Origin of the sequence: Amycolatopsis sp. NBC_01307 (assembly GCF_035975215.1) — a bacterium.
Lineage (GTDB): Bacteria > Actinomycetota > Actinomycetes > Mycobacteriales > Pseudonocardiaceae > Amycolatopsis.
Map to the genome: position 1 here is coordinate 10,914,273 of NZ_CP108403.1, position 12,624 is coordinate 10,926,896.

The 12,624-nt window shown below is 73.3% G+C and carries 11 protein-coding genes; 10 read left to right on the plus strand and 1 reads right to left on the minus strand.

The window, feature by feature from the left end:
* The first annotated feature begins 154 nt into the window (after positions 1-154).
* From OG439_RS49360 to OG439_RS49380, 5 genes are read left to right on the plus strand one after another with little or no spacing between them, the layout of a single operon-like run.
* A complete protein-coding gene (locus OG439_RS49360) occupies positions 155-4,147 on the plus strand; it encodes a Pls/PosA family non-ribosomal peptide synthetase (protein ID WP_326947193.1) in 3,993 nt (1,330 codons plus the stop codon).
* Positions 4,144-4,947 (plus strand): dimethylarginine dimethylaminohydrolase family protein, encoded by an 804-nt coding sequence (locus OG439_RS49365; protein WP_326947194.1) that lies wholly within the window; start codon positions 4,144-4,146, stop codon positions 4,945-4,947. The genes OG439_RS49360 and OG439_RS49365 overlap by 4 nt, the downstream gene beginning before the upstream one ends.
* Positions 4,944-5,609 carry a BPL-N domain-containing protein gene (locus tag OG439_RS49370; RefSeq protein WP_326947195.1) on the plus strand — a complete coding sequence of 222 codons (666 nt, stop codon included), beginning with the start codon at positions 4,944-4,946 and terminating at the stop codon, positions 5,607-5,609. Before OG439_RS49365 ends, OG439_RS49370 begins: the two co-directional genes overlap by 4 nt.
* Positions 5,606-6,793 carry a heparan-alpha-glucosaminide N-acetyltransferase domain-containing protein gene (locus OG439_RS49375; protein WP_326947196.1) on the plus strand — a complete coding sequence of 396 codons (1,188 nt, stop codon included), beginning with the start codon at positions 5,606-5,608 and terminating at the stop codon, positions 6,791-6,793. Before OG439_RS49370 ends, OG439_RS49375 begins: the two co-directional genes overlap by 4 nt.
* The gene (locus OG439_RS49380; RefSeq protein ID WP_326947197.1) at positions 6,790-7,524 is read left to right on the plus strand and encodes a BPL-N domain-containing protein; all 735 of its coding nucleotides are present in this window, start codon (positions 6,790-6,792) and stop codon (positions 7,522-7,524) included. The genes OG439_RS49375 and OG439_RS49380 overlap by 4 nt, the downstream gene beginning before the upstream one ends.
* On the opposite strand, the gene OG439_RS49385 is transcribed toward OG439_RS49380, so the two are convergent.
* Entirely contained in the window at positions 7,514-7,945 is a 432-nt protein-coding gene (locus OG439_RS49385) for a MerR family transcriptional regulator (RefSeq protein ID WP_326947198.1), read from the minus strand. The genes OG439_RS49380 and OG439_RS49385 overlap by 11 nt on opposite strands.
* A 25-nt stretch (positions 7,946-7,970) precedes the next feature.
* On the opposite strand from OG439_RS49385, the gene OG439_RS49390 reads away from it, so the two are divergent.
* The 5 genes from OG439_RS49390 to OG439_RS49410 all read left to right on the plus strand — a co-directional run bounded on the left by OG439_RS49390 (position 7,971) and on the right by OG439_RS49410 (position 12,506).
* Complete coding sequence (locus OG439_RS49390) at positions 7,971-9,323, plus strand: MFS transporter (protein WP_326947199.1); 1,353 nt, start codon at positions 7,971-7,973, stop codon at positions 9,321-9,323.
* 122 nt (positions 9,324-9,445) lie between these two features.
* Entirely contained in the window at positions 9,446-9,811 is a 366-nt protein-coding gene (locus OG439_RS49395) for a YciI family protein (RefSeq protein WP_326947200.1), read from the plus strand.
* 109 nt (positions 9,812-9,920) lie between these two features.
* Positions 9,921-10,808 (plus strand): M48 family metalloprotease, encoded by an 888-nt coding sequence (locus OG439_RS49400; protein WP_326947201.1) that lies wholly within the window; start codon positions 9,921-9,923, stop codon positions 10,806-10,808.
* 100 nt (positions 10,809-10,908) lie between these two features.
* Complete coding sequence (locus tag OG439_RS49405) at positions 10,909-11,259, plus strand: YciI family protein (protein ID WP_326947202.1); 351 nt, start codon at positions 10,909-10,911, stop codon at positions 11,257-11,259.
* A 5-nt stretch (positions 11,260-11,264) separates the two neighbouring features.
* Positions 11,265-12,506 (plus strand): RNA polymerase sigma factor, encoded by a 1,242-nt coding sequence (locus OG439_RS49410; protein WP_326947203.1) that lies wholly within the window; start codon positions 11,265-11,267, stop codon positions 12,504-12,506.
* Positions 12,507-12,624 lie beyond the last annotated feature (118 nt).

Genomic DNA, 12,624 nt, shown 5'->3' on the forward strand with positions numbered 1-12,624 from the left:
TGTCACTGTTGGTGAGTTGCCAACTCCGTTGATCTCTGTGAAACATAGGTGCCATGCCAATGGGTGAACGAGCTGCGCCGTATGTCGCAGTCCGTCGCCAATGTCGCAGGTGGTCGGCACCTTTCGGGTGAGACCAGGACTTGGAGGATCTTCGGTGGTGTTCACGGACTTCACGTCCGATTTCGCGGTCGGGACCAAGACGCCCACGCGGGTGCGGAAACCGATCCGGCGGATGCACCACGTTTTCGAACGGACCGCCGACGTCGTTCCGGACGCGATCGCCGTCGAAGCCGGCGACCAGTCGCTGAGTTACGCGGAATTGGACCGGCGGGCCAACCGGCTCGCGCACCACCTGCGTGCTTCCGGCGTCCGGCGCGGGTCCCGGGTCGCGATCCTCGTGGAACGCAGCGCGCACACCTACGTCTGCCTGCTCGGCATCGGCAAGGCCGGCGGGGTCTTCGTGCCGATCGACCCGGCCTCGCCCGCGGACCGGATCGCCTACATCACCGAGGACTCCCGGGCCGACCTGCTCCTGACGACGGCCACGCTCGCCGGGCGCACCGGGGACGCCGCCTGCCCGGTGCTCGACCTCGCCGACGTGCCCGGCGGCGGCCGCGACGACCGGCCGGACCTGCGTGAAGACGACCTGCTCGACCCGGACCCGAGCGCGTACATCATCTACACCTCCGGCTCCAGCGGCCGGCCGAAGGGCGTCGAGGTCGCGCAGCGCAGCATCCGCAACTTCCTCGACGTCGTGCCGGAGCTCTACGACGTGCGCCCGGACGACCGCGTCTACCAGGGCATGACGATCTCCTTCGACTTCTCGATCGAGGAGATCTGGCCGACCTGGGCGGTCGGGGCGACGCTCGTGGCCGGGCCCGAGGACTCCCGGCGGCTCGGCGCCGAGCTGGCCGAGTTCCTCACCGAGCGGCGGATCACCGTCCTCTACTGCGTGCCGACGCTGCTGGCGACCATCCCGCACGAGCTTCCCCTGCTGCGCAACCTGCTCGTCGGCGGGGAAGCCTGCCCCCGGCAGCTGGTCGACCGCTGGGCGAGACCCGGCCGTCGCATCCTCAACACCTACGGCCCCACCGAAGCCACCGTCACCGCCACCTGGTGCGAGCTGCTCCCGGGCCGGCCGGTCACCATCGGCGTGCCCGTGCCGACCTACACCGTGGTCCTGCTCGACGACGACCGCCGCCCGGTCCCGGACGGCGAGGTCGGCGAGATCTGCATCGGCGGCCCCGGCGTCGCGAAGGGGTACGTCGGGCGCCCGGAACTCACCGCGGACAAGTTCTTCCAGCACGACGGCGAACGCGTCTACCGCACGGGTGACCTCGGAAAGCGCTGGGACAACGGGGAAATCGAGTACCTGGGCCGCGCCGACGCCGAGGTCAAGATCCGCGGCCACCGCGTCGACCTCGGCGAGATCGAGAGCGTGCTGCTCGCCGACGCGGACGTGTCCGCGGCCGCCGCGGCGATGGTCGAGGTGACGCCCGGCGCGCCCGAGCTGGTCGGCTACGTCGTGTCCACTTCGGACGAAGCTTCGGACGAAGCTTCGGCCGGAGACGAGACCGAGCTGTTCCGGCGGCTGCGGGAAACCCTGCGCGAGCAGGTGCCCGCCTACATGGTGCCGGGTTTCTTCGTGACGCTGCCGCAGCTGCCGATGATGCCGAGCGGCAAGGTCGACCGCCGCGAGCTGCCCGTGCCCGAGGGGCGCAAGCGGACGACGGACGGCCCGGTCGTCGCGCCGGAGGGTGACGCCGAGGAGCTGCTCGCGCGGGTGTGGGCCGAAGCGTTCGCCATGGCGCCGGAGGACCTTTCGGTCACCGCGGACTTCTTCACCGACCTGGGCGGCCACTCGCTGCTCGCCGCGACGGTCGTGTCCCGGCTGCGCGAGCACGACGCGGGCGCCGGTATCGCCGTCCGTGACCTGTACGCCCACCCGCGGGTCCGGGATCTGGCCGCGCACATCGGAAAACCCGCGGCGGCGCCGGCCGGCGAGCCGCGCTACGAGCCGCTGCGGCACGGCGCGCGCCGGATCGCGGCCGCCGGTGCGGCGCAGACCGCGGTGATCTACCTGCTGCTGCTGGTGATCACGCTGCCGGTCGCCTACGTCTACACCTGGAACAACGGTGACGTCTCGGTCCCGGTCCTCGCCCAGCTGCTGGTCGCGATCCTGGTCAGCTACCTCGGCGTCCGCTGGCTGGTGCCGCTGCTGGTGGTCCGGCCGCTGGCCGCGGGCATCCGGCCCGGCCGTTACCGGCTGTGGGGCCCGACGTACCTGCGGCTGTGGACGCTCGACCTGCTGCTGAGCGTCGGGCCGCTGCCGGTGGTGAGCGGGTCCGGGCTGATGCCGCTGTACCTGCGGCTGCTCGGCGCGCGCGTCGGCAAGCGCGCGGTGATCGCCACCAGCTCGGTCTCGCTGCCTTCCCTCGTGCACATCGGCGACGACGCGGCGATCGGCTACGGCGCCGTGCTGCGGCCGTGGCGGGTCGAGGACGGCTGGGTCACCGTCGGCGAGATCACCGTCGGCGCCCGCGCGTTCGTCGGGGCGAACGCCGTGCTGGAGCCCGGTTCCTCGGTCGGGGCGGACGCCGCGCTGGCCGAGCAGTCGATGCTCGGGCGCGGCGAGTCCGTGCCCGACGGCCAGCGCTGGTCGGGTTCGCCGCCGGAACGCGTCGACGCGCTTTCCCCCGCCGTCGAGGACATGCTGGGCGAGACGCCGGTGGCGCGCGGCTGGCGCGTCCACCAGATCCTGCTGACGCTGCTGGGGCTCGGCGCGCTCGAGGTCGGCGCGATCTGCCTGATCCTGCCGAGCGTGGCGCTGGTGTGGTGGGCGCTGCTCGGCTGGGGCGTGCTCGCCGGCGTGGTGGCCACGCTGCTGGCCGGCCCGGTCTTCGTGCTGACGGTCTGCGTGGTCGTCGCCGTCGGACGCCGGCTCGTGCTGCCGTCGACGCCGGTCGGGGTCCACCTGGTCCGGTCCGGGCTCGGCGTGCGCAAGTGGGTCGCGGACAAGCTCCTCGAGTTCAGCCTGACCTTCACGAACTCGCTGTACGCCACGCTCTACACCGTCCCGTGGCTGCGGCTGCTGGGCGCCCGGGTCGGCCGCGGCGCCGAAGTGTCGACCGCCGGGCACCTCGACCCGGACCTGCTCACGCTGGGCAGCGAAAGCTTCGTCGCGGACATGGCGACCGTCGGCGCGGCGACCTTCGCCCGCGGCCGGGTCGCGTTCCTCACCACCGACGTCGGCCGGCGCGCGTTCGTCGGCAACGCGTCGGTCGTCCCGGCCGGGACGGAGCTGGGCGACGGCTCCCTGGTCGGCGTCGGCACGGTGCCGCCGGGGCAGCACGTGCCGGGTGACTCGTCGTGGCTCGGCTCGCCCGCGATGCACCTGCCGCGGCGGCAGGACAGCGGCGACTTCCCGGAGGAGCAGACGTTCCGCCCGCCGCGTCGCGTGGTCCGGCAGCGGCTCGCCATCGAGTTCGCGCGCGCCACGCTGCCCGCGTCGCTGCTGGCCTTGAGCTTCTACCTGTTCCTGCTGACGCTGTCGGGGCTTGCGTTCGGCCGGGACCTGCCGGTGCCGGCCCTGGTGTCGCCGCTGGTCGCGATGGCGTCGGGGCTCGGCGTGATCGGGTTCTGCGCGGCGACGAAGCGCAACGTCATCGGCGAGTACACCGCACGCGTCGAGCCGCTGTGGAGCCCGTTCGTGCGGCGCAGCGAGTTCGTCACCGGCCTGTACGAGTCGGCCGCCGTCCCGGCCGGGCTCGGCATGCTGGTCGGGACGCCGATGCTGCCGCCGCTGCTGCGCTGGTTCGGCGCCCGGATCGGGCGGCGGACGTGGCTCGGCACGACCTACCTGACCGAGTTCGACCTGGTCCGCGTCGGCGACGACGCCACGATCGGCACCGAGGTTTCGTTGCAGACTCACCTGTTCGAGGACCGGGTGATGAAGATGTCCGTCGTGACCGTCGGCGACGGCGCGACCGTGGGCACCCGCGCGATCGTGCTCTACGACGCGGTCGTCGGCGACGGCGTCTCCCTCGGGTCGCTGTCGCTGCTGATGAAGGGCGAGCACCTCGGCTCGCGCACCTCCTGGCGCGGCATTCCCGCGCAACTCCTTACGCTGAAAGGACTACCGGCATGAACACCGCATTGCTGATGTCGGGCGCCCACCACTTCCGCGTCGACTACGAGATCAACCCGTACATGGACACGGCGGTCCAGCCGGACGTCGCGGCCGCCGTCGCCGAGCACGACGCGCTCGTGGCCGCGCACCTGGCCGCCGGGCGCAAGGTCGAGTTCCTCGACCCGGCGCCGGAGTGCCCGGACATGGTCTACACGGCCAACGCCGCCGTCGTGCGCGGCGGCCGCGTCGTGCTGGCGAACCTGCCGCCGGAGCGTCGCGACGAGACGCCGTACCACCGGGAGTGGTTCCGCGCCAAGGGTTTCGAGGTCGTCGAGAGCCCGTACGCGTTCAGCGGGCAGGGTGACGCGCTGGCGTACGGCGACCTGCTGCTGGCCGGCCACGGGCAGCGCACCGACCGCCGCGCGCACGACGTCGTCGCCGACGCGCTCGGCTACGACATCGTGCCGCTGCGCACGACCGGGCCGCGCTGGTACGACCTGGACCTCGCGGTCGCCGTCGTCACGCCGGACGTGCTCGCGTACTGCCCGGCCGCGCTCGACGAGCCGAGCCAGGCCCGGCTGCGCGAGCTGGGCGGCACGCTCATCGAGGTCACCGAGGCCGAGGCCGAGCGGTTCGCGCTGAACCTCGTCAGCGACGGCACCACCGTCACGATGACCAGCGGCGTCCCGGAGCTGGCCGCGACCCTGCGCGAGCGCGGGCTGACCGTCGTCGAACTCGAGACGACGCAGCTGCGCAAGGGCGGGGGCGGCGTGCGGTGCACCGCGTTGACGCTCGACAACCCGGAGCGGACGGCGTGAGGCCGCTCGCCCTCGTCTACCGCGGTCCCGCTTCGCTGCCGGGCTGCCCGGAAGCCGTCGCCGACCTGCTGAAGTCGAGCAAGCACGGCTTCGACGTCCGGTTCACCGGTCCCGACGAGAAGTTCAAGCTCGGCGAAGCGGCCCTGGCCGGAGCGGCGCTGTACGCCCAGCCCGGCGGCGGCACCCTCGGGAGCGCGTACCGGAAACTGCGCCGCCACCGCGACGACGTCCGCGCGTTCGTCGAGGGCGGCGGGCGGTACCTCGGGTTCTGCCTGGGCGGTTACCTCGCCGGCGCGACGCCGGGGTTCGGCCTGCTGCCCGGCGACACCGACCGGTACATCGACACCGAGGACGCGACCGTCGACCACGACGAGGACGCCGTCGTGAAGGTCCGCTGGCGCGGCCGCACGCGGAAGCTCTACTTCCAGGACGGCCCGGTGTTCCTGCTCGAGAAGCCGGACGCCGCCGACGTGCTGGCCACCTACCCGAACGGCACGGTCGCCGCGCTCGTCGCGCCGTTCGGCGCCGGGCGGGTCGGCGTCGTCGGACCGCACCCGGAGGCCACCCGCGACTGGTACGCCGACGGCGGTCTCCGGCCGCCGCTGCTGCGGTACGGCCACGACCTCGGGCTCGACCTCGTCGACTCGGTGATGGCCCGATGACCGCCCCGGCGCCCAAGGTCCGGTTGACGGCGGTCGACGCCACCCGCGGGATCGCGCTGCTCGGCATGATGGCCGTGCACTCGCTGGTCGAGGAGAGCTCGCCTGGCCACCCGTCGACGGCGTTCGCGATCTTCGGCGGCCGCGCGGCGGCGACGTTCGCCGTGCTGGCCGGGCTCGGGATCGCGTTCATGACCGGCCGCCGCCGGGTGTCGCGGGCGGATTTCGGGCCCACCGCGGCGATGCTGGCCGTGCGCGGGCTGACGATCGGCGCGATCGGCCTCGCGCTCGGGTACACCGACGCCGAGCTCGCCGTCGTCATCCTGCCGTACTACGCGATCCTGTTCCTGCTCGCGATCCCGCTGGTGCTCCTGCCGAGCTGGGCGGTCGCCGGGGTGGGCGTGGCGGTGGTGGCCGGCGTCCCGCCGCTGACCCACCTGCTGCAGCCGCACCTGGCCGAGCCGACCCTGCTGAACAACGGTTTCGCTTACGCCGCGGAGCATCCCGTGCGGCTGCTGACCGAGCTGTCGCTGACGGGGGAGTACCCGGCGCTTTCGTGGACGGCCTACCTGTGCGCGGGGATCGTGATCGGCCGGCTGACGCTCAGCCGCGTCAAAGTAGCGGTCACGCTGCTGGTCACCGGGGTCACGATGGCCGTCGGCGCCGCCGCGGTGTCGTGGGTGCTGCTGAACCGCTTCGGTGGGCTGGCGGCGATCTGGGCCGCGCAGCCGGGCAGCGTCCTGACCGCGCCGGAGACCACCGAGCTGCTCAACCTGGGCGGCGACGGCACCACGCCGACGTCGACTGCCTGGTGGCTCGCGGTCGACGGGCCGCACACCGGCACCGCGCCCGACCTGATCGGCACCACGGGCGCGGCGATGGGCCTGCTCGGGCTGCTGCTCCTGCTCGGCCGCCTGCGGGTGGCGAAGGTCGTCTTCGCGCCGCTCGCCGCGGCCGGGAGCATGACGCTCACCTTCTACACGGCACACATCATGTTCCTGAACTCCGACTACGACGTCTACACCTCCGGCGTCGGCTACGCGCTGCAGGTCGCCGGCGTCCTCGTGGTGGGCCTGGCCTGGCGGGCGACGGCCGGGAAGGGCCCGCTCGAAGCCCTGGTCACGGCGCTGGCCACACGCGCGAAACGGCGGGTGGCGGCCGCGCCCCGGCTGCGGGTCGCGACGTGACGGTCTCCCGCCGGCTGGTCCTGACGGGCGCCGTCGCGGCCGGGCTGCTCGCGGCGTGCGGCGCGCCCGCGCCGGACACCCGGCCGCTGGCGCTGGTCTACCGCGGGAAGGCGTCGACCGGCGCCTGCTCGGACGCCGTCGCGGACCTGCTGCGCACCCGCATGCGCGTCGAGTTCTGCGGACCGGACGAGAAGACCCCGCTGACGGCCGCGGCGCTCGCGACGGCGGCGGTGTACGCCCAGCCGGGCGGTGGTTCCCTCGACGACGGCTGGCGCGCGATGCGCCGCTACGCCGACGTGATCACCGGCTACGTCCGCGGCGGCGGGCGTTACCTCGGGTTCTGCCTGGGCGGTTACCTGGCGGGCGCGACGCCGGGGTTCACCCTGCTGCCCGGCGACACCGAGCAGTACATCGGCACGTCGGGGGCCGAGGTGCGCTCGACCCGGGACACGGTGATCCCGGTGGACTGGCAGGGAAAGCGCCGTCGGATGTACTTCCAGGACGGCCCGGACTTCGTCCTGCGGTCCGGTGCGCAGGCGACCGTGCTCGCGCGGTACACGAACGACAAGATCGCCGCTTTGGTTACGCCGTACGGAAAAGGCCGCGTCGGCGTGGTCGGCCCGCACCCGGAGGCGCCGGAGTCCTGGTACCGCGACCTGCGCCTGACGAACCCGGACGGCGTGACGCCGGACCTCGGGCTCGAGCTGGTGGACCGGACGCTCACCCCCTAGGCGCCCACAACCGGTCCGCGTCCCCGGCTTCCAAGCGGCCCCGGTAGACGTCGATCTTGTGGTCGATCAGCTGCAGGTTCTCCTGCAGCTCGGCCAGCTTCGCCAGCACCTCGGCGCGGTGGGCTTCCATCAGCGCCAGCCGGTCCTGCTCGTTGCCGCGCCCGGCCGCCACCAGTTCGGCGTACTCCCGGATCGTCTTGATGGGCATGCCGGTGGCGCGCAGGCGGGTGCAGACCGTGATCCAGTCCAGGTCCAGCTTCCGGTAGCGGCGCCGGCCGCCGGCGGTGCGGTCGACGCGGGTGACCACCAGGCCGGCGCGTTCGTAGTAGCGCAGCGTGTGCGCGCTGACCCCGGTGCGGCGGGCGGCGTCGGCGATCGTCAGCCCCGCCGCCGGGATGGGCGGTGATTTGACTTCGAGCACGCTCTAAATCCTAGCGTCGGAACCCATGAACGCTCCGACAGTCAACCGGGGACTCGTGCTGGCGATCTGCTGCGTCAGCATCGTCGTCGTGGTGATGGACATCTCCGTCGTCAACGTCGCCCTCCCGTCGATCCGCCGCGACCTGCACGCCTCCCTGGCCGGGCAGCAGTGGACGATCGACGCCTACACGCTCGTGCTGGCCGGGTTCCTCGTGCTCGCCGGGTCCACCGCCGACCGCGTCGGCCGCAAGCGGGTCTTCCTGACCGGGCTCGCCGTCTTCGGTGCCGGGTCGCTGCTGTGCGGGCTCGCGCCGGGCATCGGGTGGCTGATCGCCGCACGCGCGTTGCAGGCCGCCGGCGGCACCATGCTCAACCCGGTCGCGATGGCCATCGTCGCCACCGCCTACCCCGTCCCGGCCGAGCGGGCCCGCGCCATCGGCGTCTTCGGCGCCATGTCCGGCCTGGCACTGGTGCTCGGGCCAATCCTCGGCGGCCTCCTCGTCGACGGCTTCGGCTGGCGCGCGGTCTTCTGGGTCAACGTCCCGATCGTCGTCGCCGCGATCGTGGCCACCGCGCGGTTCGTGCCCGAGTCCCGCGCCGCCCGTGCCCGCCGGTTCGACCCGGTCGGGCAGGTCCTGGTGGTCCTCGTGCTCGGCAGCGTCGTCGCCGCGATCATCGGGTCCCGGGGGCTCGGCTGGTCGTCGCCGGTGGTCCTCGGCCTGCTCGTCGTGGCCGCGCTCGGCGTCGCGGGGATCGTCGTCTACGAGCCGCGACGCGCGGATCCGCTGCTCGAACTGCGGCTGTTCCGCAGCGTCCCGTTCAGCGCGGCGATCGTGATGGCGGTCTTCGCGCTGTGCGGCTTCGGTGCGTTCCTGTTCGTGACGACGCAGTACCTGCAGGACGTCCGCGGGCTGTCGGCTCTCGACGCCGGGTTGTGCCTGCTCCCGGTCGGGGCGCTGGTCCTGGTGCTGTCGCCGGTCACCGGCCGGCTGGTCGGCACGCGCGGGCCGCGGTTGCCGCTGGTCGTGGCCGGGAGCGCGCTCACGCTGGGCGGTGTCGCGTCGGCCTGGCTCGGGCCGGCCACGCCGCTGGTCGCCGTGCTCGCGGTCTCGCTGCTCTTCGGCGTCTTCCTCGGCACGGTCAACCCGCCGATCACGACCACGGCGATGGCCGGGATGCCGGGCTCGATGGCCGGGGTGGCGGCCGGCCTGGCCTCGACCGGGTGGCAGACCGGCACCACGCTGGGCGTCGCGATCGCCGGCGCGGTGCCCGGCGTGGGCTGGGTGGAGGCCGGGCTCGGGGCCGGTCTCGTCGTGTTGGCCCTGGTCAGCACGGACGTGAAGCGCGCACGGGCCGGAGTGACGCAGGTCACACAGTAGTCTGCGGAAGATCTTCCCGGGGAAATGTCGAACGCCGCGAGCGCCCGATCGACGCGGGGGTGAAGGCCGGTCATCGCGTCCGAGAGAACCGGACCCCGGCCGAGAGAACCAGGGAGTCAGCCATGCGTTTCCTCATGATGCACCGTCTCGACGAGAGCGCCCCCGAGGCGTGGAACCCCAGCCCGGAGTTCATGGAGAAGATGGGTGCGTTCATCCAGGAGTCGATGGGCAACGGCCGCCTGATCACGGCGGAGGGCGTCCACCGGTCGGACACGGGCGCGCTCGTCCGCAAGCCGCGCGGCGCCGCGGTCCGCGTCACCGACGGCCCGTTCGCCGAGGCCAAGGAGGTCATCGGCGGGTTCGCGCTGATCAACGCCGAGGACCGGGCGGACGCCGTCGAGTTCGCGAAGTCGTACGCCGAGCTGTTCGAAGCCGAGATCGAGGTCGAGGTGCGCCAGGTCGTCGAGTTCGACGAGATCCCCGGCTGACGCCTGTGCCCGGCGGCGGGCCCGCTCCACCCGCCGCCGGACGGCCGTTGTGCTTCGCCCGGCAGCACGCCAAGGTGGGTGCGCGGTCAGCCGGGACGGGGGAGCGGACGTGGGCGAAGGTGCGCGACCCAGGACACGGCCGGACCTGTCCGCCGTCGTGAGCGTTGTGCTTTCCGTGCCCGTCGTCGCCAGCAGCGGGCTCGTGCTGGTCCTGCTCGGGAAGCTCGTCTGGCCCGCGTACTTCTGGGTCGTACCCGCCGGGTGGGTGGTCGCCGGCGGGATCACGTTCGTGCCCGCGTTCGAGCACTTCCTGCTGCCGCTGATGTTCGGGATGCGCTCGCCCACTGCCCGCGAACTGGCCCGGCTGACGCCCTGCTGGCAGGCGGTCTGCGCGGCCGCGGGCGTCGACGGCGGCCGGTACCGGTTGTGGGTCGAACGCTCCCGCGAACTGAACGCCTTCGCCGCCGGCGGCCGGACCGTCGCGGTGACGCGGACCGCCCTCGACCTGCCCCCGGCCGGCCTCGAAGCGATCCTCGCGCACGAACTCGGCCACCACCTCGCCGGGCACACGCGGATCTCGCTGCTGATCTGGTGGCTGGAGCTCCCGGCCCGGATCCTGACCCGGCTGGTCCGGCTGCTCGCCCTGGTCGTGCCGTACGTCGGGCGCGCGTTCGCGGCCTTCGGGCGGGCGGTCGCCGTGCTCGTCACCGTGCTGCTGAGCCTGGGGATCCTCACCGCGCTCGCGTTCCTCGACCCGTGGCTGCTGCTGGCGCCGCTGCTCGGCCCGGTGCTCGCCTGGTCGAAACGGCTCGGCGAGTACCGGGCCGACCGGGTGGCGGCGCGGCTGGGCTACGGCCCGGAGCTGATCGGGCTGCTCAAGGAGTGGATCGTCCTGCACCGCGGCGACGAGCGGCGGCTGTGGGCCCGGCTGCTGGCCGGGCACCCGGCCCACATCGACCGGATCAAGCGGCTGAAGGAGCACCGCGGCGGATTTTGAGCACGAGAGGCAGAATCTCCGGCGAGGGTGTCCAAGGCGCCGCGGGCCGTTCGTAGTGGTGGCGTACGGCAACCGGGCCACGACACGACGGAGGAACACCATGAAGTACCTGATGCTGATCAACGCCTCGCTCGACGCCGACGGCCAGGCCAAGGGTGACTGCACGCCCGAGGACTGGATGCTCTACGACAAGTCCCTGAAGGAGGCCGGGGTCTACGTCCACGGGAACTCGCTCGCCGATTTCACCACGGCCACCGCGATCCGCGTCGACGACCGCGGCGAGCGGATCGTCACCGACGGGCCGTTCGCCGAGTCCCGCGAGGTGCTGGGCGGCTACTTCGTCGTCGACGTGCCGGACCTCGACGTCGCGCTCGACTGGGCGGCGCGCTGCCCGGGCGCCCTCGGCGGCGGAAACATCGTCGTCCGGCCGCTCGCCTCGTACGGGGACTGACGAAGGTGCCGGAGCAGGCGGACGCGTCGGTCGAAGCGGTGTTCCGGGAGGAGCGCGGGCTGCTGCTGGCCGCGCTCGTCCGCCGGTTCGGCGACCTCGACCTGGCCGAGGAGGTGACGTCGGAGGCGATCGAGGCGGCGCTGGTGCGCTGGCCCGTCGACGGCGTGCCGCCGAAGCCGGGCGCGTGGCTGATGACGACGGCGCGGCGCAAGGCCGTCGACCGGCTGCGCCGCGACCAGGCCTACGCGGCCCGGCTCGCGGTGCTGCAGGTCGAGGCCGACCGCGCCGCGCCCGCCCCGTCGTCCGACGGCGAGCTGCCGGACGAGCGGCTCCAGCTGTTCTTCACCTGCGCCCACCCGGCGTTGCCGGCGGAGGACCGCACGGCGCTGACGCTGCGCTGCCTCGCCGGGCTGACGACGCCGGAGGTGGCGCGCGCGTTCCTGGTGCCCAGCGCGACGATGGGCAAGCGGATCGTGCGGGCCAAGAACAAGATCCGCACGGCCCGGATCCCGTTCCGGGTCCCGGACACCGCCGAGCTGCCCGGCCGGCTGCCGGGTGTGCTCCAGGTCGTCTACTCGATCTTCACCGAGGGGTACGCGGCCAGCTCGGGCCCGGACCTGCAGCGGCTCGACCTGGCCGAGGAGGCGATCCGGCTGGGCCGGATCCTGCGCCGGCTGCTGCCGGCGGAGCGCGAGGTCGCCGGCCTGCTCGCGCTGATGCTGCTGGTCCACGCACGACGCGACGCCCGGACCGGCGGCGACGGCGACGTCGTCCTGCTCGACGACCAGGACCGCGGCCGCTGGGACCACGCACTGATCTCGGAAGGCACCTCGCTGGTGGAGGTGGCGTTGACCGGCGGCCCGCCCGGGCTCTACGGCGTCCAGGCGGCGATCGCGGCCCTGCACGACGAGGCGCCGGACGTGGCGGGCACGGACTGGCCGCAGATCGTCGCGCTCTACGACGTCCTGCGCGGCCTGGCGCCGTCCCCGGTGGTCGAGCTGAACCGCGCGGTGGCGGTGGCGATGCGCGACGGCCCGGCCGCGGGCCTGGCCCTCCTCGACGCCCTCGCCGGGGAACCCCGCCTGCAGTCCTACGCCCCGTTCCCTGCGGCGCGGGCCGAGCTGCTCAGCCGCCTGGGCCGCCTGCCGGAGGCGGCGTCGGCCTACCGCGACGCGCTCGCCCTGGCGGGCACGGAACCGGAACGCGCCCACCTGCGCCGCCGTCTCGCCGAGGTCGCCAAGCCGTGAAGGGCACCCTCAGGGCTCTTAAGTCCCTGAGGGTGCCCTTCAGGACATCAGCCGGGGCGCGCAGGGCGACGACGGCCGGGACGCGCGCTGACCTGCGCCGCCGTCTCGCCGGGGTCGC